Annotated in this window: 23 protein-coding genes; 18 read left to right on the top strand and 5 right to left on the bottom strand. The window is 66.3% G+C overall.

Annotated elements, in window-relative coordinates:
- Positions 1-156: 156 nt before the first annotated feature.
- Complete coding sequence (locus ACGFNJ_RS07475; protein ID WP_393444525.1) at positions 157-1113, top strand: hypothetical protein; 957 nt, start codon at positions 157-159, stop codon at positions 1111-1113.
- 134 nt (positions 1114-1247) lie between these two features.
- Here the strand turns inward: ACGFNJ_RS07475 and ACGFNJ_RS07480 are convergent, their stop codons facing one another.
- The gene (locus ACGFNJ_RS07480; protein ID WP_393444527.1) at positions 1248-1607 is read right to left on the bottom strand and encodes a hypothetical protein; all 360 of its coding nucleotides are present in this window, start codon (positions 1605-1607) and stop codon (positions 1248-1250) included.
- Positions 1608-1872: 265 nt separating this feature from the next.
- Here ACGFNJ_RS07480 and ACGFNJ_RS07485 point away from each other — a divergent pair, with 265 nt between their 5' ends.
- Positions 1873-2391, top strand: a complete 519-nt coding sequence (locus ACGFNJ_RS07485) for a GNAT family N-acetyltransferase (RefSeq protein ID WP_393444529.1) — start codon at positions 1873-1875, stop codon at positions 2389-2391.
- A 207-nt stretch (positions 2392-2598) separates the two neighbouring features.
- Here the strand turns inward: ACGFNJ_RS07485 and hisN are convergent, their stop codons facing one another.
- On the bottom strand, positions 2599-3384 hold the full coding sequence (gene hisN, locus ACGFNJ_RS07490; protein WP_393444531.1) for a histidinol-phosphatase: 786 nt from the start codon (positions 3382-3384) through the stop codon (positions 2599-2601).
- 90 nt (positions 3385-3474) lie between these two features.
- Positions 3475-4062, bottom strand: a complete 588-nt coding sequence (locus ACGFNJ_RS07495) for an NADPH-dependent FMN reductase (RefSeq protein ID WP_393444533.1) — start codon at positions 4060-4062, stop codon at positions 3475-3477.
- 144 nt (positions 4063-4206) lie between these two features.
- Here ACGFNJ_RS07495 and ACGFNJ_RS07500 point away from each other — a divergent pair, with 144 nt between their 5' ends.
- The 6 genes from ACGFNJ_RS07500 to ftsX all read left to right on the top strand — a co-directional run bounded on the left by ACGFNJ_RS07500 (position 4207) and on the right by ftsX (position 9678).
- Positions 4207-5055: a helix-turn-helix transcriptional regulator gene (locus ACGFNJ_RS07500; protein WP_393444535.1), complete on the top strand. Its 849-nt coding sequence runs from the start codon at positions 4207-4209 to the stop codon at positions 5053-5055.
- A 516-nt stretch (positions 5056-5571) separates the two neighbouring features.
- Positions 5572-6690, top strand: coding sequence for a peptide chain release factor 2 (gene prfB, locus ACGFNJ_RS07505; protein WP_393444538.1), 1119 nt, complete (start codon positions 5572-5574; stop codon positions 6688-6690).
- A 138-nt stretch (positions 6691-6828) separates the two neighbouring features.
- Entirely contained in the window at positions 6829-7674 is an 846-nt protein-coding gene (locus tag ACGFNJ_RS07510; protein ID WP_069163497.1) for a mechanosensitive ion channel family protein, read from the top strand.
- Positions 7661-7882, top strand: a complete 222-nt coding sequence (locus tag ACGFNJ_RS07515; RefSeq protein ID WP_393444540.1) for a hypothetical protein — start codon at positions 7661-7663, stop codon at positions 7880-7882. The genes ACGFNJ_RS07510 and ACGFNJ_RS07515 overlap by 14 nt, the downstream gene beginning before the upstream one ends.
- A 201-nt stretch (positions 7883-8083) precedes the next feature.
- Positions 8084-8773 carry a cell division ATP-binding protein FtsE gene (gene ftsE / locus ACGFNJ_RS07520; RefSeq protein WP_393444542.1) on the top strand — a complete coding sequence of 230 codons (690 nt, stop codon included), beginning with the start codon at positions 8084-8086 and terminating at the stop codon, positions 8771-8773.
- A complete protein-coding gene (ftsX, locus tag ACGFNJ_RS07525; protein WP_069163451.1) occupies positions 8773-9678 on the top strand; it encodes a permease-like cell division protein FtsX in 906 nt (301 codons plus the stop codon). Before ftsE ends, ftsX begins: the two co-directional genes overlap by 1 nt.
- Positions 9679-9844: 166 nt before the next feature.
- Here ftsX and ACGFNJ_RS07530 read toward each other — a convergent pair whose 3' ends face one another.
- Positions 9845-11371, bottom strand: a complete 1527-nt coding sequence (locus ACGFNJ_RS07530; RefSeq protein ID WP_393444544.1) for a glycosyltransferase family 39 protein — start codon at positions 11369-11371, stop codon at positions 9845-9847.
- A gap of 139 nt (positions 11372-11510) precedes the next feature.
- Between ACGFNJ_RS07530 and ACGFNJ_RS07535 the strand changes: the two genes are divergently transcribed.
- The 3 genes from ACGFNJ_RS07535 (at position 11511) to ACGFNJ_RS07545 (ending at position 14493) form a co-directional block, all read left to right on the top strand.
- Positions 11511-12905 carry an acyl-CoA dehydrogenase family protein gene (locus ACGFNJ_RS07535; RefSeq protein ID WP_393444546.1) on the top strand — a complete coding sequence of 465 codons (1395 nt, stop codon included), beginning with the start codon at positions 11511-11513 and terminating at the stop codon, positions 12903-12905.
- A gap of 33 nt (positions 12906-12938) precedes the next feature.
- Positions 12939-14168 (top strand): acyl-CoA dehydrogenase family protein, encoded by a 1230-nt coding sequence (locus ACGFNJ_RS07540; protein WP_393444548.1) that lies wholly within the window; start codon positions 12939-12941, stop codon positions 14166-14168.
- Positions 14169-14292: 124 nt separating this feature from the next.
- A complete protein-coding gene (locus ACGFNJ_RS07545) occupies positions 14293-14493 on the top strand; it encodes a hypothetical protein (protein ID WP_393444551.1) in 201 nt (66 codons plus the stop codon).
- A gap of 143 nt (positions 14494-14636) precedes the next feature.
- On the opposite strand, the gene ACGFNJ_RS07550 is transcribed toward ACGFNJ_RS07545, so the two are convergent.
- Positions 14637-16292: a peptidoglycan DD-metalloendopeptidase family protein gene (locus ACGFNJ_RS07550; protein WP_393444553.1), complete on the bottom strand. Its 1656-nt coding sequence runs from the start codon at positions 16290-16292 to the stop codon at positions 14637-14639.
- 979 nt (positions 16293-17271) lie between these two features.
- Between ACGFNJ_RS07550 and ACGFNJ_RS07555 the strand changes: the two genes are divergently transcribed.
- The 7 genes from ACGFNJ_RS07555 to ACGFNJ_RS07585 all read left to right on the top strand — a co-directional run bounded on the left by ACGFNJ_RS07555 (position 17272) and on the right by ACGFNJ_RS07585 (position 24025).
- Positions 17272-17904, top strand: a complete 633-nt coding sequence (locus ACGFNJ_RS07555; protein ID WP_393444555.1) for a hypothetical protein — start codon at positions 17272-17274, stop codon at positions 17902-17904.
- Positions 17905-18006: 102 nt separating this feature from the next.
- Positions 18007-18516 (top strand): helix-turn-helix transcriptional regulator, encoded by a 510-nt coding sequence (locus ACGFNJ_RS07560; protein WP_069163456.1) that lies wholly within the window; start codon positions 18007-18009, stop codon positions 18514-18516.
- Between the two features lie 410 nt (positions 18517-18926).
- Positions 18927-20552 (top strand): acyl-CoA synthetase, encoded by a 1626-nt coding sequence (locus ACGFNJ_RS07565; RefSeq protein ID WP_393444557.1) that lies wholly within the window; start codon positions 18927-18929, stop codon positions 20550-20552.
- 72 nt (positions 20553-20624) lie between these two features.
- A complete protein-coding gene (locus tag ACGFNJ_RS07570; RefSeq protein WP_393444559.1) occupies positions 20625-21020 on the top strand; it encodes a nuclear transport factor 2 family protein in 396 nt (131 codons plus the stop codon).
- Positions 21017-21466: an SRPBCC family protein gene (locus ACGFNJ_RS07575; RefSeq protein WP_393444562.1), complete on the top strand. Its 450-nt coding sequence runs from the start codon at positions 21017-21019 to the stop codon at positions 21464-21466. The genes ACGFNJ_RS07570 and ACGFNJ_RS07575 overlap by 4 nt, the downstream gene beginning before the upstream one ends.
- A 164-nt stretch (positions 21467-21630) precedes the next feature.
- Positions 21631-23289 (top strand): acyl-CoA synthetase, encoded by a 1659-nt coding sequence (locus ACGFNJ_RS07580; RefSeq protein ID WP_393444564.1) that lies wholly within the window; start codon positions 21631-21633, stop codon positions 23287-23289.
- Between the two features lie 172 nt (positions 23290-23461).
- Positions 23462-24025, top strand: coding sequence for a hypothetical protein (locus tag ACGFNJ_RS07585; protein WP_393444566.1), 564 nt, complete (start codon positions 23462-23464; stop codon positions 24023-24025).
- Positions 24026-24221 lie beyond the last annotated feature (196 nt).

The raw sequence follows: 24221 nt of genomic DNA on the forward strand, positions 1-24221 counted from the left end.
TTGGTCCAGGTCGGGTTGCGAGTTCTCCACATGGGGACAAACCACTCGGCCTTCGCCGCACCCGATGCTCTGAGCTGGGACTACGCCGCGCTCACCGAGATTCGCCGAAGAGCTCCGATGATGCGGCTTGTTAGGTTGACGGGCATGAGAAGAGGGATGGGGAGCAATCGAATTCGAGCTACAGCGCTGGCGGTGGCCGTCTTCGCGGGGCTGGTCGCCACCGCGCCGATGGCGAGTGCCGAGCCGTTCCCTGCCATGTGCGCAGCAGGTTGGGAGGCAACGACGCTGGTCGAAGGTGTCGGCAATCTGGAGAACCTCGACTCCGACGGTGCGGGCGGGTTCTATGTCACCGGCATCCTCGACGGGTTCCTCGCGCATGTCGACAGCGCCGGCCGATTCGAGAAACTGGTGACAGGTCTCGATAATCCGGCAGGTGTGCGGGTTGCCGGGCCGTACGTCTACTTTCTCACCGGCGACGGGCTGACGGCAGGTCCTGGCACACTGCAGCGGTACGAGATCGCGACCGGCGCGGTGACGGTCCAGATCACCGGGCTGAATGGGCCGAACGGCCTGCTGTTGCTTCCGGACGGTGATCTGCTGTTCACCACGATCGGCGTCAACGGACCATTGACCGGCATCGGACGCTACCGACCGTCCACGGGTGAATACACCAAGACCTGGTCCGATCTGCCGCTGAGCAACGGCATTGCCCTTGCCGCCGACGGAAAGTCGATCTATGCCGACAATATGACGGCACGGATCTTCCGCATCCCCCTGGACTCGCCGACCACCCAGACCGTCGTCTCCGGCGTTCCGCAGGTGTTCGGACTCCTCGACGATATGGAAGCAACCCGCGCCGGAGCATTATTCGTCGCCGACCATGTTGTCGGTGCCATCTACCAGATCGACACCGTCAGCGGCGCGGGCTGCGCGATCATCACCGGCTTGATCAAAGCGGGTCCGGTGCGCGACCCACCCGACGGCGCCACCTCGGTCCGCATCGCCCCCGACGGCAACGGTTGGGCGCTGTACGTCACCAGCATGGACGGAACGCTGCGCCGACTGCGTCCGCCGGCCGACGTCGACCTCACCCCGGCCACCCCAGGCCGGTAGTCAGCGGCGATACGCACTGCGCTGACGACGGAACGATCCGTCAAGCATCTGCGGACCCGATGGGTCGATCGGCGGCGTATCGCCCACCCTAGGGCAGCTGAAAATGTAGAAGGGAGAGTCATCACTGCGCCGCGTCACGAAAGCCCTTGATCTGCATCGGAAGTCGGCATCTGGCACCGCCGGATGAGATCAGCGACGCTGTGTCCGGCCGTCCACTGTGAGTCACTGCCGAGTTCCGCGCTGAGCTGCTCAGCGATGTCATCGTCGGTCGCCATCGAGAGGGTTGTGAGAACGGCGCGTAGTCCAGGCAGGTCCCCGCGGGCCAAGAGGGCGGCGGCGGTCTCCGAGGTCACCGCCGTGTCCTGGGGATCGAGGAGGAGGCGGTGCAGCACGTCGGCGACCGCTTCGATCTGCGGCGCTGTCGCCAATCGCCGGCCTGCCGCAGCCCTGACTGACCATGAGGGCGAGTCCGCCTGCGCAATTGCCTCACTCAACTCTGGATCTTTGTGCGGTTCCATGTCACCAAAGTGTCAGGAGCGGAGTAGTCGTAAGCCGTGCTCCGCAGGACGAGCCCACCCTCCGTAGCATTCTTCGGGTACACGGGTCCGGTTAGCCTCGGCCGACCGTTCGAGCGGCACAAACGAATTCAGCACACACGTCGGTAATGTCGGGGCAGACCTGGCTTTGGCCAGGGTCGGCTCCATGTCGCGCACCGCGGCGGGTTCCGCAACGGGCGGACCCTCCGGGAGAGGAACAACCATGCCGGAATCGGCTCCCATGATCGTGGCTAGTCCTGACGATGCCGAGGACATCGCGCACCTGCGTAATCGGCTGGCCCAGTGGATGGTCGACAACGGCATCGGACAGTGGGTGCCCGGCGAGTATCCCAGCGCAGTGGTCGCCGAGGAGGCGGCGCGCGGCGAATGGTTCGTCTGGCGTGATGACTTGGGCGCGTTGATCGCGGCGGTCCGCGTCATCTGGCGAGACCCGGAGTTCTGGGGCGCGGACGACGACACCGAAGCGGGCTACATCCACGGACTGATGGTCGCGCCGGAGCAGCGCGGACGCGACCTCGGCGGACGCATCATCCAGTTCTGCGCCGACTACACCTTGGCCAACGGCATCACCGTGCAACGCCTCGACACCGCCGCCGACAACCAAGTGCTCCGAAAGTATTACGCGGCACAGGGTTTCACCGAACTCCGCGAAACGCCCCTGCCACCCCAGTTTCACGGCACCACCCACGTCGTCCTGATGGAGAAGTCACTGACGGACTAATCCACTACGCCCGCAACCATGCCCCCCAGCCGCAGAAGTCAGCGATCGAACGGGACACCAGCGAGCGATCAACGGCGTGTTGCCACAGTCATGTCCCGGACGCGCAGGCTTTCGGTGGTGAGCGGGACATGACCGAGGTGCTTCGGCTAGTGATGCTGTCGTCGACCGCTCCGCTGAGCGGTGCCGATCAGAGGCCGAGCGAGCGGATCAGTGGCGCAGGCGGGTGAGGACTTCGTCGTGGAGCAGGCCGTTGGTGGCGATGGCGTCGCCGCCGTGCGGGCCGTCGGCGCCGGCGAGGGAGGTGAAGCGACCGCCTGCTTCGCGAACGAGGATGTCCAGTGCGGCCAGGTCCCACAGGGAGACTTCGGGTTCGGTGGCGATGTCGACCGCGCCCTCGGCGAGCAGGCAGTAGGTGAAGAAGTCGCCGTAACCGCGGACGCGCCAGACGTCGTCGGTGAGGGCGAGGAAGTTCTCGCGCAACCCGCGCGCCCGCCAGCCGGAGAGGCTGGAGAAGGCGAGGCTCGCGGCGGACAGTTCACCGACGGCGGACACCGAGATCGATTTCGGCGCTTCGGCATCGAAGCTCGTCCAGGCACCCGATCCGGCGGCAGCCCACCAACGCCGGGACAGCGCTGGCGCGCTCACCACGCCGACCACCGGCACGCCGTCTTCGAGCAAGGAGATCAACGTTGCCCAGATCGGCACCCGGCGCACGAAGTTCTTGGTGCCGTCGATCGGATCGATCACCCACTGCCGCCCGGTGAACTCGGCGTCACCGCCGAACTCCTCCCCCAGCACCGAATCGTCAGGCCGCTGCTCGGACAGCACCTGCCGGATCGCCTTCTCCACCGCCAGGTCGGCATCCGAGACCGGCGTCAGATCCGGCTTCGCGTCCACCCGCAGATCGAGCGCGCCGAACCGCGCCCTGGTGATCGCATCGGCCTCATCGGCCAACCGCAGCGCAAGTTCGAGATCAGAGGAGTGCTCAGCCACGCCCCGCACCCTATCGGGTCCTGCCCACAGACCTTCCGCACGGTTCACAGCAGTTACAGAGTCTGTGCACCGTCAAAAGGGTCTGTGGCTTCATGCCACCGAGACAGCTCGGGCCGTGGTCAATGCGTCGGCCCACCAGTGCAGCTGGTCGAGGAGGGCTTGTGCGGCGGCTGCGGGCTCATCGGGTTCGCGCAGTTTGCCTTCCTCGTCGAACAGTAGGTAGAAGCGCGGGAAGGAGACGTAGTTGCGGACGGTGTGTGCGTTGAGTTCGTTGAAGATCTGCCGCAGGTGCTCGATCGCGAGCAACCCACCGCTCAGCCCGCTGTACCCGACGAATCCGATTGCCTTGCTGTCCCATTGGGTGTAATGCCAGTCGATCGCCGCCTTCAACGCGGCGGGGATGCTGCGGTTGTAGTCCGGCGTGACAATCACGAACGCATCGGCCTCGGACAGCCGCCGAGTGAGGTCCATCATCCCGGCAGGCCGCTCGGGATTCGGCTCGAACGCGGGCGAAACGGCGGGCAATGCCAGGGGGATATCCGCATCGGCCAGATCGATGACGTCCACCTCGAACGCACCGTGATTCCTGGCGTGCTCGGTGAACCATTCCGCGACAACCGGTCCGAAACGTCCCTCCCGGACGCTGCCGATGACCACCGCGAGTTTCAATGCCGACATTGTTTCCTCCTCCACAGATCCGGCGACCACCCTCGGTCGCCGCGACTCCCAATCTGCTGCCCGCCGCGACGGCTAGGAAGGCCGCCGTGAGAGTGGTAGTGGCAGGGACACCCTCGGCGGGCTCGCCCTTGTTACGTTCGAAAGGTGAGCGACAACGAGCTGGGCCTGTTCCTCCGCACGCGGCGCGAGGCGGTCACCCCGGCCCAGGTGGGGCTGCCCACCGGTGCGCGCCGCCGGACCCCTGGCCTGCGCCGTGCGGAATTGGCGACCTTGGCAGGCGTGAGCGTCGAGTACGTGACCCGTCTCGAACAGGGCCGCGACCGCCGCCCGTCCCCGCAGGTGCTGTCCGCGCTCGCCGACGCACTGCGCCTGGCTCCGAGTGAACGAATCCACCTGCACCGCCTCACCAAATCGGTCGACAGCGGTTTCACCTGCATGGGCGATGCCGTGCCGCCCAGGGAGGTGCGCCCTGCGGTCCGCGCGATCCTCGACCAGCTGGAACCGGCGCCCGCGGTGATCGTGAACAGGCTCACCGAGGTGCTGGCCCACACCGACGGCTACCACCGGCTGATGGCACCGACCGGCCTCTTCGACAGCACCCCGGCGAACCTGGCCAGGCACGTGTTCACCGATGCCCGCGCCCGCACCGCCTATCCGGATTGGTCGCACCAGGCCGACCACCTGGTCGCCACGCTCAAGCAAGGCCCGTTCCGCAAAGACGTGCACATCGCCGCGCTCGCCGACGAGCTCACCATCACCGCAGGCCCCGAATTCACCGACCGGGTCGACACCGTGCCGAGCCTCCCCACCGCCACCGGCATCACCCGCTTCACCCATCCCGAGGCAGGCCACCTGCGCTTGGCCTACGAAATCCTCGATCTCTCCGCCGACGACGACCAGCATCTGATCATCCATCTGCCTGCCGACGAACCCACCGCAGCCGCCATGGACACCCTGACCGGCCGTCGCCCGGGCGCTCTCCGCGCGGTATAGACCGCCGTCGCCGGACGAAACACCCACCGGCAGCGCACGTTTCACGTTCGCCTCCGCAGCGCATGCCGACCGCCAGGACCGTATTCCACCGGCACCCATGCAACAACGGATGCGCTCAACCAGTCCGACCTCGGTTCCGCGGCAAGCACACTGCGAACCCACCTCGGCACGCACGGCCACGCTTCTCGACGCTCGTTGCCCCACTGGGCGGGCATACCGCCGCCGAGTGGGAACTGGTGGCGGTGGCTTCTCGCGATGTCGCCACCAGTTCCCACTCAGCGATCGAGGCGACCGGAGCGGCGGCTGGCCAAACATCAGTTCGTGCGCACCGCCTTCGGCACCCCATGCGCTGGCAAAACACACCGCCCGGCGCCCGATCCTTCGGCTCCGCGGGCACACCTACACCGGCGCTGGACCTGAACGCGACTCTCGCGCAGCGAATCGGCAAGACCCGAATACACGGTGAGCCGGACTGGCTGCGCTCCCGGCGTCCCGGTACCAGTAGGCTTGAGCATCGTGCATCCTGACGTTTCCGCTGATCTCGCCGAACTCGACGCCACCCTCAAGACGGTCGAATCGGTCCTCGACATCGAGGAGCTGCGCCGACGCATCAACGAGCTCGAGCACCAAGCCGCAGATCCCGATCTGTGGAACGACCAGGAGCACGCTCAGCAGGTGACCAGCGAGCTGTCGCACGCGCAGAGCGAGCTCGGCCGCGTCGAGAAGCTGCGCGAGCGCCTCGACGACATGCCGGTGCTGTACGAACTCGCCGAGGACGAAGAGGGCGAATCCCGGGTCTCCGCGCTCGCCGACGCCGACGGCGAACGGGCCTCGCTGCGCGCGGATGTGGAGGCCATGGAGGTCCGCACCCTGCTCTCGGGCGAGTACGACAAGCGCGACGCGCTGGTCAACATTCGCTCCGGCGCCGGTGGTGTGGACGCCGCCGACTGGGCCGAGATGCTGATGCGCATGTACATCCGCTGGGCCGACCGGCACAAGTACGCCGTCGAGGTCTACGACACGTCCTACGCCGAAGAGGCGGGCATCAAGAGCGCCACCTTCGCGGTGAAGGCGCCCTATGCCTACGGCACCCTTTCGGTGGAGATGGGCACGCACCGCCTGGTGCGGATCAGCCCGTTCGACAACCAGGGCCGCCGCCAGACTTCCTTCGCCGAGGTCGAGGTGTTGCCGGTGGTCGAGACCACCGACCACATCGAGATCCCCGACGGCGATATCAGGGTGGACGTGTACCGCTCGTCGGGTCCCGGCGGCCAGAGCGTCAACACCACCGACTCCGCGGTGCGCCTGACGCACATCCCGACCGGCATCGTCGTCACCTGTCAGAACGAGAAATCCCAACTGCAGAACAAGATTTCGGCCATGCGCGTGTTGCAGGCCAAGCTGCTGGAGCGCAAGCGCCAGGAGGAACGCGCCGAGATGGACGCCCTCAAGACCAACGAGGGCGCGTCGTGGGGTAACCAGATGCGCTCCTACGTGCTGCACCCGTACCAGATGGTGAAGGATCTGCGCACCAACTATGAGGTCAACAACCCGTCGGCGGTGCTGGACGGCGACATCGACGGGTTCATCGAATCGGGTATCCGCTGGCGCATGCGCCAAGCCCAAGACGCGTAGCACCGGAGCAGGTGAGCTGATCGCCGTTGCGGCGCGCGCAACTGCCCACGGACGGGGCGGCTTGCGCGGAAGGCGGGGAGATCCGGCGGTAACCTGTCTGGCGTGCGTCCAGTAGGTAGTTCAGTCGAGATGTTGACCATGTCACTCGCGTCGACCTCGGAGACGACGACCTGGCTACGTTCCAACGGCCTCGAGATCGTGCTCTACATTCTCGGTGCGGTGCTGTTCAGCCGCTTTGCCACGTTCCTCAGGGACCGCATCACCCGCAAGATCGACGAGGGCTTCCGCGGCGGCGACGCGCTGGTGCGCACCGAGGCGGCCAAGCACCGGCATGCGCTGGCGCAGGTGGTCACCTGGGTGATCTTGACCATCATTTATGTGCTGGTCGGCATCGAGGTGCTGCAGCGGCTCGGTTTCGCGATCACCGGCCTTGTCGCGCCTGCCGCGGTGCTCGGCGCCGCGCTCGGTTTCGGCGCGCAGCGCATCGTTCAGGACATTCTGGCCGGGTTCTTCCTGATCACCGAGCGGCAGTACGGCTTCGGTGACGTAGTTCGCATCGCGGTGACTGGCTCCGCGGAGATGGCCGAGGGTACGGTCGAGGACGTCACGTTGCGGATCACCACACTGCGCAATTCGGACGGTGAAGTGATCATCGTGCCCAACGGTCAGATCGTGAAAGTCATGAATCTGTCGAAGGATTGGGCGCGGGCCGCGATCGACGTCCCGGTAGCCGCGACCGCCGACATCACCAGGGTCAACGAGATCCTGCACGAGGTCGGCACGAAGGCATACGAGGATCCACGGCTGAAACCGTTGCTCCTCGATGAGCCCTCTGTGATGGGCGTCGAAGACCTGACCGTTGACCAGATGAACATCCGAATGGTTGCCCGCACACTGCCAGGCAAACAATTCGAAGTCGGCCGCGAACTGCGGGTGCGGGTAGCCGCAGCGTTGCGCCGGGAGGGAATCAGTGAGACCACGTAGCACCATCTCGCTTCTGAAGGAATCCGCGCGAGCGCTTCGCTCGGAATCCGTGCGACCGAGCCGCTCCACCGCGATCTTGATGGCGACCTGGGTCGCCACCTTCGTGCTGTACCTGTTCGTCAAACCGGACCATCCGGTCATGGCAGTGACCGACCCCGGCCCGAACACCGTTCCCGCAGCGGTACTTCCGGCAACTCCGCCGCGCTGAGCGCACCCACCGTCGACCGGTCGTCACGCCGAGCTCACCCGCACCGCGGACTCCTTCAGCGTGACGTCCCGACGTTCGCCCCCTGGCTGACTCCGTCGACCTACCGTCCGGTGCACTCGCTGGATCGAATGCACCGGACTTGCCGCGCCCCGACGATCAGCAACGCGGTGAACGCGGGATTGCTGGCTACACTGGCTCCCCGTGATCACCATGCGGAACGTCACCAAGTCGTACAAGACCTCGACGAGACCCGCGCTGGACAACATCACCGTCGATGTGGGCAAGGGCGAGTTCGTCTTCATCATCGGACCGTCCGGCTCGGGTAAGTCGACCTTCATGCGGCTGCTGCTCAAAGAGGAGAGCCCCACCGCCGGGCAGATCCAGGTCGCCGACTTCCGCGTGGACCGGCTACCGGGGCGCAAGGTGCCGAAGCTACGCCAGCGGATGGGCTGTGTGTTCCAGGACTTCCGGCTGCTGCAGCAGAAGACGGTGCACCAGAACGTCGCGTTCGCGCTGGAGGTGATCGGCAAGCGGCGCCAGTTCATCGACCGCACCGTGCCCGAGGTGCTCGACATGGTCGGGCTCGCAGGCAAAGCCGACCGACTACCGTCCGAGCTGTCCGGCGGTGAACAGCAGCGGGTTGCCATCGCCCGCGCGTTCGTGAACCGGCCGCTCGTACTGCTTGCCGACGAACCGACCGGCAATCTCGACCCCGACACCAGCGGCGACATCATGATGCTGCTGGAGCGGATCAACCGGATCGGCACCACGGTGCTGATGGCCACGCACGACAACCACATCGTCGACGCCATGCGCAGGCGAGTCATCGAACTCGACCGCGGCCGCTTGGTGCGCGACGAGGCGACGGGTGTGTACGGGGTGGATCGCTGATGCGCGCGAGCTTCCTGTTCAGCGAGGTCTTCGCGGGCCTGCGCCGCAACGTCACGATGACCATCGCGATGATCCTGACCGTCGCGGTCTCGCTCACCATGCTCGGTGGCGGTCTGCTCGCGGTGCGGATCGCCGACAAGACCGAGCAGTACTTCCTGGACCGGCTCGAGGTGCGGCTCTACCTCACCGAGGATGTCTCCGCCAACGACCCCGACTGTTCGCGCGATCCGTGTAAGACGCTGATGGCGGACCTGAAGTCGACCAGAGATGTCGAATCCGTCCAGTACCTCAGCCGCGACGACGCCATCCGCGAGGCCAAGGAGAAGACGTTCAAGGACCAGCCCGAGCTGGCCAAGTACGTCAGCGAGACGCCGCTGCCCGCGTCGCTGCGGGTGAAGATGAAGGACGCGGCGCTGTATCCGCAGATCTACGAAAAGTTCTATCAGCGACCAGGTGTCGGCATGGTGCGCAACGACAAGGACATCGTCGACCGGCTGGTCAGCCTGTTCGACGGGCTGCGTAACGCCGCGTTCGGTCTTGCCATCCTGCAGGCGTTCGCCGCGCTGCTGTTGATCGCGAACATGGTGCAGATCGCGGCGTTCACCCGCCGCACCGAGGTCGGCATCATGCGGTTGGTCGGCGCGACGCGCTGGTACACCCAGTTGCCGTTCCTCTTGGAGGCGGTGGTCGCCGCGCTGGCCGGTTCGCTCGTCGCCGTAGTCGGGTTGCTCATCGCACGGCCGCTGGTGATCGACCGAGCGCTCGGAGATCTGTTCGCCAGCAAGGTCTTTCCGCGCATCACCGGCGACGACATCGCGATGGTCGCGTTGGTGATCGCGCCCGTCGGCATCGTCTTCGCCGCCCTCACCGCATACGGAACGCTGCGCTACTACGTGCGCGAATAGCAAGCGGCACAACGCAACCCGGGCCGGATCAGCACCCACTGGTCCGGCCCGCGTCGTCTTCCCGCTTTCGTCACTCTGCGGGGCCTTCCCCGCAATTCAGGCCCACGAGTGGCACATGGCTGCGGCAAATCGCGAGAAGACCTCTCAGTGGTGTGCCACTGGTGGATCAGCCGAGGTGTTTGGCCTGCGGCCAGAGCTCCGACCATGGGCCGCGCGGGTTGCGGCAGACGAAGAGAGGTTCGCCCTGTTCGTCGTTGTCGAGATCGAGCCCGTTGTCGAGGTGACCTGCGGGCTGGATGTCGGTGAAGAAACGAGCCAGATAGTCGCGGTCCATGCCGACGGTGAGGTACTCGGTGACGGTGTCGCTCGGCGGACCCCACCACCAGTACGCGTTGTGGCCGGACTGGGGTTTCGGCAAGTCGAAGGGTGCACCGAACCGTTCGATCGCCCCGGCCTCGCCGTAGTTGGCAGTGAGGACAGCGACATTCGCGCCGAGTCGAGCGCGCACATCCCCGATCTGACGGACGAAGTCCGGCCAGCCGATCGTTTCGCCCGCGTCGTAGTTGACCGCGAGGACCGGAGAGTCCTTCATGGTCGAGACCGGCAGGATCGGCAGGAACAGCAGCGCACCGACGACCGCGTTCACCGCAACCACGAAACTCACTGCCGCCCAGCGAATTCGTCGCTGACCCAACCAGGTCGCCAGCGGAACCGAGCCGGCGGCAAGCAGTATCGGATACATCGCCCCGAGGTAGTAGGCCTTGCCGCCGGTGACGAGGAAGACCACGAACAGCAGCACATAGGCCGCCGCGAAGGCTCGATAGCGTAGATCACGCGCCAGCCGCCACAGTCCGAACGCCCACAGCGGCACCAGCACTGCGCCCATCAGCCCGAATTGCAAGAGCACGAACATGATCGGCGAATCCGAGGTGCCGGAGGATCCACCCGCGATCTCCTGGCTCATCTCCCACTGCGGCCAGCCGTTGCGTGCCTGCCACACCAGATTCGGCGCCCAGATCAGTGCCGCTGTCCCGACGGCGATCGGAAAGTATTTGGTGGCGAACAGCTTCCGCGGACCGAGCAGCAGCAGGCCGATCAGTAGCGCGAGCACCAGGAAGATCAGCAGCAGCTTGTTCTGCAGGCCGACGCCGACCACCACCCCGATCAGCACCCACCACCGCGGACCGCTCAACCACGCCGTCTCATGGCTTGCTTGCCGCTCTCCGGATGCAGCATCAGCCGGGGCGGCATCGACAGCTTCGCTAGGCGGATCAACAGCGCCCATCTGCCGCACCAACGTCAAGACAAGCAGCGACACCACCGACCACACAGCCAGCTCCACTACGGCGGTGCTCAGCATGTGGCCCATCCCCATGACCATCGCGGCACTCGCCACCGTGGCGGCCGCCAGCGCCTGCGCCGCGCGCCCGCCGCCGAACTCGCGCGCCATCAGCCCCGCACAGACCACGACGACGGTGGCCGCGACCAGCGCGGGGAGCCGCAGCAGGAATAACGAATCGGGATCGATTGCGCTCATCAGCTTGGCAAGCAGCGGCGTGAGCGGCGGTTGATCCGGGTACCCCCAGTCGAGGTGCCTGCCCGCGGCCAGAAAATACAGCTCATCCCGGTGATATCCGTATCGGGTTGTACATACTGCGAGGACAACGGCAAAGATCGCCGCAACAATTGGCACGGGCACAGCCTGGCACAAAAACGGCGGTGAGGGCGACATCAGCGGCAGCTCGACGCGGTTCTTACTCTGCAGTAAGATAGTCTTACTCAGGAGTAAGATAGCTGGGACAAGACCTCACCCCACCCACCCGAGAAAACAGGTGATGATGAGCACTCGAGACAGCGCAACGAAGCGACGTCCAGACACGTCCGCGGTCGGCCTGAACCACCCCAAACGGGACTGGATGGGCGCGGCGATGCGGGTGATGACGACCCTCACCGGGTCGGAACTCGCCGAGAAGTACAACCTGCGCAAGCCGATCGAGCGCGTCACCTACGAGGGCACCAAGACCGGCTTCCGCACGCTCGGCGCGGCCACCCGCGCCTTCGCCAAGGTCACCGGCAACGGCCAGCCGAAGCGGCTCGCCCCCAACGAGGCCAAGACCAAGGACTTCTTCGACCTCACCCCCACCGACGAGCAGCAGATGATCGTCGAGACGGTGAAGGAATTCGCCGCCGAGATCCTGCGCCCGGCTGCCTACGACGCCGACGCCGCGGCCAAAGCGCCGCGCGACCTGCTCGAGCGCGCCGCCGAGCTCGGCATCACCCTGATCAACGTCCCCGAAGAGCTCGAAGGCGCGGCCTCCGAGCGCGGTGCGGTCACCAATTCCCTCGTTGCCGAGGCGCTCGCGCACGGCGACATGGGTCTGGCGCTGCCGATCCTCGCACCGAGCGGTGTCGCGGTCGCGCTGTCCCAGTGGGGCACCGACGCACAGCAGAAGACCTACCTGCCCGCCTTCACCGGCGAGAACGTGCCGCAGGCCTCCGTGGTGATCAGCGAGCCGCGCGCCCTGTTCGACCCGTTCGCGTTGCAGACCAAGGCCGTTCGCTCGCCGAGCGGCTACCGGATCTCCGGCGTCAAGAGCCTGGTGCCCGCCGCCGCGGACGCCGAGCTGTTCCTGATCGCCGCCGAACTCGACGGCCGCCCAGCGCTTTTCATCGTCCCGTCGGACGCACCCGGCCTGGTGGTCGAGGCCGACCCGAGCATGGGTCTGCGGGCCGCAGGCCTCGGCCGCCTGCTGCTGGACAACGTCGCCGTCGGCACCGACGCGATCCTCGGCGACGGCGACAGCAAGCAGCGCGCCGAGGACTACGCCGACGCGGTGCGTCTGGCCAGGCTCGGGTGGGCCTCGCTGGCGGTCGGCACCGGACAGTCGGTGCTGGACTACGTGATTCCGTACGTGAACGAGCGGGAAGCGTTCGGCGAGCCGATCTCCCACCGCCAGGCGGTCGCCTTCATGGTCGCCAACATCGCGATCGAGCTCGACGGCCTGCGGCTGGTCACCCTGCGTGGCGCCTCGCGCGCGGAGCAGGGCCTCTCCTTCGCCCGTGAGGCGTCGCTGGCCCGCAAGCTGGCCACGGACAAGGGCATGCAGATCGGCCTCGACGGCGTGCAGCTGCTCGGCGGCCACGGCTTCACCAAGGAACACCCGGTCGAGCGCTGGTACCGCGATCTGCGGGCCATCGGCGTCGCCGAAGGTGTCGTGCTCATCTAGTCGGCCCGTTCCTTACTTCAGGAGACCTCCACCATGATCAACCTCGAACTCCCCAAGAAGCTGCGGGCCAGCGCCAACCAGGCCCACCAGGTCGCCACCGAGATCTTCCGTCCGATCTCGCGCAAGTACGACCTCGCCGAGCACGAATACCCCGTCGAGCTGGACACCATGGCCGCCATGGTCGAAGGGCTCGCCGACTCCGGCACCCAAAAGATCGGCGGTGCGGCAGGCGGTCGTGAAGACGACAGCGAGTCCGACGCACACGCCACCGAACTGCTCGGAAACACCAACGGCGGCAACATGTCCGCGCTGCTGAATGCCCTCGAGACCTCCTGGGGCGACGTCGGCCTGATGCTCTCGATCCCCTACCAGGGTCTCGGCAACGCGGCCATCGCGGCCGTCGCCACCGACGAGCAGCTGAAGCGGTTCGGCAAGGTGTGGGCCTCGATGGCGATCACCGAGCCGTCGTTCGGTTCCGACTCGGCCGCCGTCACCACCACCGCCGTGCTCGACGGCGACGAGTGGGTTCTCAACGGCGAGAAGATCTTCGTGACCGCAGGCCAGCGGTCCACCCACATCGTGGTGTGGGCGTCGGTCGACAAGAGCCTCGGCCGCGCGGCGATCAAGTCGTTCGTCGTGCCGCGTGACGCTCCCGGTCTTTCGGTGGCGCGGCTCGAGCACAAGCTCGGCATCAAGGCCTCCGATACCGCCGTGCTGCTGCTGCAGGACTGCCGGATTCCGAAGGACAACATCCTCGGCAGCCCGGAAGTCAACGTGGAGAAGGGTTTTGCCGGGGTCATGCAGACCTTCGACAACACCCGGCCCCTCGTTGCCGCGATGGCGGTCGGCGTTGCCCGCGCCGCACTCGAGGAGCTGCGTGCCATCCTGACCGACGCCGGTGTCGAGATCTCCTACGACATCCCGCCGAACAACCAGCACGCCGCGGCCGCCGAATTCCTGCGCATGGAAGCCGATTACGAGTCCGCCTACCTGTTGTCGCTGCGCGCCGCGTGGATGGCCGACAACAAGAAGCCGAACTCGCTCGAGGCCTCCATGTCCAAGGCGAAGGCCGGCCGCACCGGCACCGACGTCTCCCTCAAGGCCGTCGAACTCGCAGGCGCCATCGGCTACTCCCAGCGCACCCTGCTCGAAAAGTGGGGCCGCGACTCGAAGATCCTCGACATCTTCGAAGGCACCCAGCAGATCCAGCAGCTCATCGTGGCCCGCCGGGTGCTCGGCAAGACCAGCGCCGAGCTGAAGTAGCAAGTCCCCCAAGAGAAATCCGGTGTGAGTCCAGTTCTTGACTCGCACCGGATTTCTCTTTGCGCGTCGCCGGACGGACACGCGACTTATCCTCGAAAGACCAATCGGTGACGGGAGTTCGGTGATGACCGAGGGTCGTGAGAAGAACCTCTGGGACGCCGCGTACACACGCCTGGGGCACGTTGCTTGGCCTGGCGGTAGGGACGCCGACCTCAGCATCGACCATCAGCTGAAGGTCGCCGAGATCCTGGCGCTGCTGAGCATCGCCAACGAGCTCTCCGCGCATCGGCCACAGTTCCAAGCACGCCGCCCACGACCGCAGTAGCACGCAGGCAACATCGGTCGATTCGATGCACCGGTTTGCGTTTCAGCTGAAATGGTCAAGGGCGCAAATGAAAACCGGTGCGAGCCGCTTGGGCGTCGCACCGGTTCTCTGGTTTCGGTTGTCGTCGTTGACTACCGCTGAAGCTATCGGGGGCAGTTGGGGGCTACCGGGTCGTCGGAGCCGGTGTCGAGGTAGGCGTCGCTGATCCACTTGCCGTTGTCGAGCTTGTTCCAGACGGGGGTCGAACCCCAGCCGCGGACCCATTCGCCGCGCACAGTGCACACGATCTTGACGGTGTCGCCGTCACGGACCTGGCCGACGATCGAGGTCTGGCGGCTCGGTCCGGAGCGAAGATTGACACCGCGGCGCCGGTCGGGATGGGGGCGGACGGTACCGCTGGCCAGGGTCGGGTCCGGTTTCGGGTCCGGCTTGGGCGTGGGCTTCGGGTCCGGCTTGGGATCCGGCTTCGGCGTCGGTTTCGGGTCCGGCTTCGGCGTTGGCTTGGGATCCGGTTTCGGGTCCGGCTTCGGTCCCGGGTCGGGGTTGGGGGCGTCGCCGCTGCCGTGGTTGACCAGGCGACCGCCGACGCCGACGCGCTGACCGTTGCGTTCGGCGTAACCACCGTAGGGGTTGCCGCCTTCCCGGAAGGTCCAGCCGCCGATGTTGACTCCGTTCACCGGCACCTGCACGCTGCCCTTGAACAGCGCCATGTGGACGTGCGCACCGCTCGCGCTGCCGCCGCAGGGCAGCTGCGTGCCGATGTGGCCGAGGTACGTTCCTGCCGCGATCTCGGTGCCGTCCTTGACGTTGATCAGGTTCGTCATGTGGTAGTACGAGGTGGTGTAGCCGTTGGGATGCACCACCTTCACTTCGGCGCTGCCGTTGCGCACGCAGGTCTTGTAGACCCGACCCGCGCCTGCCGACAGCACTCGGCCGTCGCCGCCGTTGAAGTCCACCGAGTTGAACGGCCTGCTGCTACCGGAATTGCCGTGCGGGCCGCCGCCCATGAACCAGGCTTCGCCCTGCTTCCACGGCAGCGAAAGCCCGCTGCCTGCCTGACGAGTCGGTGCGGGCGGCGCGGTGAGAGTTTCCTTCTCGCCCCTGCTCACCACCGATTCGGGCGCCTGCTGAACCAGGCCACGGAACTCTTCGGTGCCTTGCAGCGCGACCTGCCACTTCTTGCCGCCGATGCGCTTTGCCACGTACAGGGTCGACACCGGCGATTCTTTGCCGTGTGGCGTCTTTTCGGTCTTCTCACCCCGCGACAGGGCCTTGCCGCCCGGAGTCCCCTTGCCGCGCAACCAATCTCCGTCGCTGGACCAGTCGTCGTCGGACCACTCGTCACCCGAGTCCTCGTCGGTCGGCGCTTCTTCGCCGTCGGGGGCATCCTCGCTGTCCGGCGCTTCCTCGTCGCCAGGCAAGTCTTCGCCATCAGGTGCTTCCGTGTCGCCAGGCTGCTGGTCACCCGGCTGCTCCTTGCCCGGCTCCGCATGGTCCTCCGGTACCTCGTCGTCCGGCTGCTTCTCCTCTTCCGACGGTTCCTCTTCGTCCAACGGAACGGTCGCCCCGCCGAACACCCAGTCGCCGTCGCTACGCAACCGCTCGACGACCGGTGCGGCGTCCGCTTCGGTGACACCGAGTTCGCGCTTCTCCGTAATCGTGGTTTCGATCGCATCGTCGAGCCCATCGGACCTCGGGGCGGCGATTACCGGGCTGATGGCCGTCGTCCAGCCGATCGCAACGGCGGAGCCGACCACCAGGGCGGCAGCGAGATAGCGCCGCCGTCCGAACACACGCATATTCAAATCCATTCCGTTGTCACTTCATCAGGTACTTATTGATCGACGAAAAACGCAGCCGCAGAAGTGAACCGGGCCAGCACAGTGCGCACGCTTCCCCGTCTTCGATAACCACCGGAATTCGCCTCGATCAATTCACGAGCAACCATAGAGTCGTCGGCCGTGATCTCCTAGTGATCTAAGGAGGGCTTGAGAAGCGTTAAGTGTGAGGTCGATTCAGCGTCGACGCAGGAATTCGCGTGACCGACAGTCACGGAAAGCCTTGTGCCACCGCACAACGCACGACAGCGGTGCGGGCATCAGCCCAGCACCTGGCACCGCACGGACCCGATGCGAGCTGCACGCCGTCGGGAAGCCGAGACTCGCTACGGGCTCCGGTTCTGTGCGGGTTGGGTACCTTCGGCGGTCGATGTCACGTACTATTGGGTGGTCACGCGAGTGATGCTGGGCGGTGGGACGCCGTTGGTGGCGACGCCCCACCTGATGGGTTACTTAGCCCGCAACCAGCGGACCAGTACGAGCGCCCCGGCGACAACGGCAGCGACTGTCAAGTGCATGCCGTAGTCGACCGGGGCCTCCCACTTTTTCCGACGGTGTTTGGCCATTCCCCACCACCTCCTTCCTGGGCGCGATGTTTGGACCGTGTCCATCGCCCCTCGGAAGGAAGTGCGCTCACAATACCCTGACCCACCAACAACTTTCGTCCGCGCTTGCAATCTCCAGCGAATACATCTATTTCACTTTTTGGAACGTTCCAATACGAACGTTCCAACAGGAACATTCCAGTTCTTGGCACACTTTCATCCGACCCGACTGGCCGCTTCATGGCGTGTGCAGCGACGCACAGACACACCCAACCGGGATAGTGGACAGCGTCGGCAATCGCGGGCACTCGTAACACCCCGCATTTGTCCACCGACAAATTGAGGATCGAATTCTCTCGAGCTGTACCAGAGACCTACCGCAAGGAGATCAGGTTATGGAACGACCGAGTTTGACGCATCGCCTCGCCACCGTCTTCGCCGCATCGGCGGTCGTAGCGGGCGTATTCGCCGGAAATGCAGGCGCCGACCCCGCCACCGTCGATTGGGCTGCCGCTGTGCAGCAGCTACGCACGGCAGCCGCCGGAAATCCCGCGGCTGAGCAGGCGGTAGACCGCCTGATGGCCTCCGGCCAGCTGAACCAGGCCGCCCTGGTGGCCCTGCCCGCACAACCGTTCCAGATTCCGGCCCAGTCCGATATCGGCCGCGGCGACGGGCCCGGCGTCTACGGCTCCGGCATCGCCCTCGGCGTCGACGGATTCCGTTTCGGATTCTTCGGCGGACCCGGCACCATTGCCCCCAATCAAGCAGGCGCCAAACTCGAAGTGCTGTGGATCAATCTGTCCAACGGCCGCAGCGGCACCGAAGTGCTCTTCGAGCATCAAGACATTCCGGTAGACACCACAATCCGGACTCGCCCGCTCGACACCGGCGGCGGCCTCATCGTCGCCGCCGTCTACGGCAGCCTGTGGCACCGCTGGTCGGTTCCGGTGAGCGACGCGAACCCGGACGGCTTCCAGTACCAGCGCGGCACGATCTCGCAACCCTCGTTCGGCGCCGTCTACAACTGACCAACCGCCACAACGGCCCCCGGCTTCGGGGGCCGTTGTGACATCGGCAGACAGCCGATTGCCCTCTTGTCCGGAATTACGTAGTTCCGTAGCTTTTGGGGCGTGAGTCTGGAAGAGCGGGTTGCGGAACTCGAACGGCGGCTCAGCGATATCGCGGCCGACGCGAACGGAAACGGGAAAGAGTCGACGGCGCAGACCGGCGACCGGTGGGCGGTGACCCGCCTGCAGGATGAGTTCGTCGCGGACGACGAGCCGAACGGCGGCGTGCTGTTCGCCGGCTCGGTGCGGCTGCCCACCGACGAACACTACGGCTGGCAGGCCAGCTTCACGACCGGCGACCTCATCGAGGACGACTGGTTCGAGACGGCGGAATGCCTTGCCGCACTAGGCAATCCGGTGCGGCTGCGGCTACTGCGGGAGATCATGGGCGGCCGCAGGACCGCGGCCGAACTCGTCGGCCTCGAGGGTGTCGGCACCTCGGGCCAGGTCTATCACCATCTACGGCAGCTGGCCGCTGTCGGCTGGCTACACACCGCCGGCCGCGGGCGTTTCGAAGTGCCCGCGGGCCGGGTGGTGCCGCTACTGATCGCGCTGGCCAGCGCACGACGCTGACCCGATCGGCAACGAACTGCGGCTAGCTGTGTCCGCCGCAGCAGGTGCACGGCTCACCGGACTGGCAACCGCACTGACAGCTCGGACCGCAGTCGCAGTCGGCCGGTACCGAAGTCGAGCGAACAAGCCTGAAGATCTCCATTGATTCAGCCTCCATTCTGGTGTTCGACTACCCCCTACCGGTATCGAACGCCGTCGGCGCGGCCGTGTCAAATGCCGATCGGCCCGGCGCGCACGAATCATCGTCGCGCGCCCGCCATCGACGAGCAGTGCGGCGGTCGCGGCGTGCGAAGAGAATATCGCCGTTGTGTGATCCTGGACACTGCGCTGCTACCGTTGTGCTCCCAGAAGTGCCGTTCGATATCGCTTGGTCGCAGTGCCGAAGCGAGTTCCTGGTGGAGGTGTTCGACATGAAGGTGGCGCACGCGCTAGAGGCTGTCAAGGCGCTCGGAGTGCTTCGATCTCGCGGGGTATCCGACCCGCGCAAGCCACTGGAAACCCTTCGCACGATGAAGGAATCGCAGATCTACGGCCCGCAGGCCACGCTGATCCGGCATTCCGCTCGCATTGCACCCAACTCCCCCGGGCTCGCTGACGAGCGCGGCGAACTGACCTACGGCGAGCTGGACAAGCAGTCGACCGCGATCGCGCGCGGACTGCAGGCAGCCGGAATCACCGAGGGCACCGTCGTCGGCGTGCTCGCCCGCGATCACCGCGGCTTGATCCTCGCGATGGTCGCCGCGAGCAAACTCGGCGTGCGGGTCGCGCTGATGAACACCGGCTTCGCCAAGCCGCAGTTCGCCGAGGTCTGCCAGCGCGAGAACGTCAAAGCGATGCTGCATGACAGCGAATTCCTCGGCCTGCTCGACGCACTGCCCGACGACTTGCCCCGTTATCTCACCTGGGTCGACGACGATGTCGAATTGCCTTCGGGGGCAACGACTCTCGATGATCTTGTCGCCGCGAACAGCACCGACGAGCTGGCGCCGCCGAGCAAGCCCGGCGGCTTCATCATCCTCACCAGCGGCACCACCGGCCTACCGAAGGGCGCCACCAGGGTCAAGGTGTCGCCGTTGGCCACCGCGCAGTTCCTGGACCGAATCCCGTTCCCGAGCAAGGGTGCTCAGGTGATCGTCTCGCCGATCTTCCACAGCACTGGCTTCGGCACCTGGCTCGTCGGCATGGCCATGGGCAACAAGGTGGTGGTGCGCAGGCGATTCGACGCCGAGGCGACGCTGCAGATGATCGCCGAGCACAAGGCGGAGATGCTGGTGGCGGTCCCGACCATGCTGCACCGGATGACCGAGCTGGATCCGGATATCCGCGCCAAGTACGACACCTCCTCGCTGAAGTGCATCCTGCTCGCGGGCTCCGCGCTGTCCCCTGAGCTCTGCGTCAAGGCCACCCAGGTGTTCGGACCGGTCCTGCACAACCTCTACGGCTCGACCGAATGTTCCGTCGCCACCGTCGCCGGGCCGAAGGATCTTGCGCTGGCCCCCGGCACCGTCGGGCGCGCGCCGATCACCTGTGAGGTGCGGCTTTACGACGACAACGACAAGCAGGTGACCGCGACCGGCACCACCGCGCGCATCTTCATCCGCAGCGGCACCCCGTTCGAGGGTTACACCGACGGACGGCACAAGCAGATCATCGACGGCTACATGTCCAGCGGCGATGTCGGCCACTTCGACGAGCACGGTCTGCTGATGGTGGACGGCCGCGACGACGACATGATCGTCTCCGGCGGCGAGAACGTCTTCCCGCAGGAGGTGGAGAACCTGCTGCTGGAGCGCGAGGACATCTACGACGCGGCGGTGGTCGGGGTCGACGATGCCGAGTTCGGCAAGCGCCTGCGCGCGTTCGTGGTGCCCGAACCCGGCCACCAGCCCGACGGCGAGGAGATCAAGGCCTTCGTCAAGAACAACCTGGCCCGCTACAAGGTGCCGCGCGAGGTGATCTTCCTCGACGACCTGCCGCGCAACCCGACCGGCAAGCTGCTGCGGCGCGTGCTGGTCGAATACGACGTCCCGGCCTGACCGTCAGGAAACCCTGCGGATCCTGCTGTTCAGCAGCACCCCGTCCAGCGTGGCCTGAAGTTGTTCGCGCAGTTGCACTCTCGTCATCGTCACGTCGACGAAGGCGAGGGTGCAGACGCGTTCGAAGCGCGCGACTTCACCGTGATCAATCGCGTGTTCGATCCCGATATCGAGATCCGCCAGACGGCGCAGCTGCCGTGGGGCGGACACCACCGCGGACATCCGGGCGCGGTCGAGTTCTTCTCGACCCTGCTCGCGCACATCGACAGCAAGGTCGTGCCGGAACGCATGTTCGTCGCCGGAGACGCCATCGTGCAGGTGGGGCGCACGGTCGGCACGACCAAGCAGGGCACGGCCTTCGATGTCGAGGCAGTCCACATCTGGCAGCTGCGGTCGGGCCGGGTCGTCGGCTTTCAGGCCTACATCGACACCCCCGCGATGCTCGCCGCGCTCGAGGCGAACCGATGACCGAGACACAGCTACTCGCCGAGGCCACCATCGAACGTCCGGCCGACGAGGTGTGGGCGCTGTTGGCGGACTACGGCAACGATCCACGGTGGCGCCGGGGTGTCGACACCATGAACCCGACGCCGGCCGGCCTGGTCGCCACCGGCACCCGCACCGCGGAGGTACTGCGATTCGCCGGGCGCACCTACCGCAATGACGGCGAGGTGATCGCTGTCGAACCGGGCACGAGTTTTCGCTGGCGTACCACCAGTGGTGTCCCGGCGACGGGGTCTCGAACAGTCACCCCTGCGGGTCCAGGTTGCTGCACCGTCCGGCTGGAGACGCGGCTGGATCCGCAGGGCAGCGACCGCGTTGTCGTCCTGCTGCCCGGCTGGCTGCTGCGTCGTGGGCTGGTCCGAGATCTGCGGTCGCTGCGCGGGCTTGTCGAGACGGGGATCAGCGCCTGAAATGGTCGGTTGGCACCCGCTGGTTACCCATCGGTAGCGGACGTTGAGATACATGACACATCGGGTTACAGATGCTTGCTATTGTTGCCAACAGCACTGGATCCCGAAGTAGCGGTCCGCACCACCCGGCTCCCCGGGTGCGACCGCCGGAAGGTTGTTGTCGAATGGTTGTCTCCTTCCCCGCGCTGAGTGGCACGGCTCGCAAAGCGGGCGTTCTCGCCCTCGGCGTGAACGTCATGGTCAAGCGGCATCTGTTCAATCCGCTCCGCCTCGACCATGCCGCGCGATCGGCGTTCAACGTGCTCAAGTTCGGCCCGTTCGCCGGTGTCGTCATGCACGCGGCGCAAACGCGGCCCGACGCGGGTGCGATCGTCGACGAGCAGGGAGAGTTGACCTTCGGCCAGCTCAACGAGCAGTCGAACGCCCTGGCCCGCGGCCTTGCCGCGCAGGGCCTGCAGCCCGGCGACGTGGTCGCGGTGCTGGCGCGCGATCACCGCGGCATGGTGCTGAGCCTGCTCGCCGCGGGCAAGCTCGGCATCCGCACGGTGCTGATGAACACCGGGTTCGCGAAGCCGCAGTTCGCCGACGTCGCCGCGCGTGAGCAGGTGAAGGCGGTGCTGCACGACAGCGAGTTCCTCGACCTGATGAGCGCCATTCCTGCTGAGATCCCCCGGGTGCTGACCTGGGTGGACGCCAAGGACAACGCCGACCCCTCGATTCCGACCATCGAGTCGCTGAGCGCAGGTCAGTCCACCGCCGCGCTGCCCGCGCCCGCGAAGCCGGGCGGCATGGTCATCCTGACCAGCGGCACCACCGGAACGCCGAAGGGCGCGCCGCGCGACCGGGTGAGCCCGTTCGCCTCGGCCCAGTTCGTCGACCGGGTGCCGCTGCCGCACAACGGCACCATGATCATGGCGGCGCCGATCTTCCACGGCACCGGGCTTTCGCAGTTCACCATCGGCCTTGCCCTCGGCAACCGGGTGATCTTCCAGCAGCGCCGCTTCGATCCGGAGCTGACGCTGGCGAATATCGTGAAGTACCAGGCTGATTCGCTGGTGGTGGTGCCGACCATGCTGCAGCGCATCCTCGACCTGGACGACGCGGTGCTCGCCAAGTACGACCCGCGCAGCATCAAGGTGATCTTCGCGGCGGGTTCGGCGATCGCGCCGGACGTCGTCACCCGCACCCTCGACTACTTCGGCGACAGCCTCTACAACCTGTACGGCTCCACCGAGTGCGCCGTGATGACCGTCGCCACCCCGGAGGACCTGCGCAAGGCGCCGACCACCGCGGGCAAGGCGCCGGTCGGCATCCGGATCGTGCTGCTCGACGAGAACCGCAAGCCGATCACCGAGCCGAATGTCACCGGAACCATCTTCGTCGACAACGGCTTCGCGTTCACCGGCTACACCGACGGCCGCACCAAGGAGGTCGTCGACGGCATGATGTCCAGCGGTGACGTCGGGCACTTCGACGCCGAAGGCCTGCTGTACATCGACGGCCGCGACGACGACATGATCGTCTCCGGTGGCGAGAACGTCTTCCCGCTCGAGGTGGAGAACCTGATCGCAGGCCGCGACGACATCTTCGAGGCCGCGGTGATCGGCGTCGACGACCGCGAGTTCGGAAAGCGGTTGCGGGCGTTCGTCGTACCGGCCCCGGAGTCCAAGCGGGACCCGCAGGAGATCAAGGACTACGTCAAGGCGAACCTGGCCCGCTACAAGGTGCCGCGCGAGGTGGTGTTCCTCGACGAGTTGCCGCGCAACGCGACCGGCAAGCTGCTGCGCAAGCCGCTGATCGAGATGGAGATCGACGCCAACTGAGGCACGACGCCCGCTGATTTCGCGCACCGACGATTCGATAATCGGCGTGCGGAAATCAGCGGGACCGCCGCCGTGATCGGCATGTGATCGGCGCGAAAAACGGTTCCCTTGCTGTTGGTCTGCTATTGGTCGGCCGGGCGGTGGCCGGTAATACGTCGGCTACTATCAGCGCGTGAGTATCGAGTTCGGCCGGTCTGTCGCGGGATACCGCGGCGCCGTCGCGCGGCTGCGCGGTGGTTCGGCGGGCGCGATCTCGGGAACCATTTCCGTTGCGGCACACGGCTGGGCGTCCGGCGGTGTGGCACCCGACGGGACGACGCTCGTCCTGCTGGCGAGCGCGTCGGCGGTGATCGGCGCCTTGGTGGCCGGGCTCGCGCCGCTGCGCGACACCACGGTCGGACTGGTCACCGCGCTCATCGCCGGGCAGCTGCTCGGCCACCTCACCATGGGATTCAGCTCGGGGCATCTGCATCACGGCGACGCTCAGCTGAGTCCGGCCATGATCCTCGCGCACGTGCTCGCCGCGCTCGCCGCGGCCGTGCTGATCCGCGGCGTGGAAGTCGCATATCGGGCAGGCACCGCCGTGCTCGCGCGAGTGTTGCCCGCTCGCAACGCCCCACCTCTCTTCGCGGACCCCGCTCCGCTGCGCACCACCCACCGCGACCGCGTCATCCTGCGGCTCTTCGCGACCGAATCGCTGCGCACTCGCGCGCCACCCGTCGCCGTCGGTAGTTGATTTCACCCCTCACCCGGTAGCCGAACGTGCACCGGCGTGCGCATCGTCTGCGCGGCGAGCGATACCCAGCACGTCATCGGACTGGTCTCAGTAGACCGCACCCGAATGGCGTGCTCCCCCGTCGCATCGCCGACGCACAAGTCGCCGCGCACTCGGCAAGCGCTGCCGCCCAGCGGATACCGCGATCCAGCCCCGC

The organism is Nocardia sp. NPDC049149 (assembly GCF_043197455.1).
In the GTDB taxonomy this organism is placed as follows: domain Bacteria; phylum Actinomycetota; class Actinomycetes; order Mycobacteriales; family Mycobacteriaceae; genus Nocardia.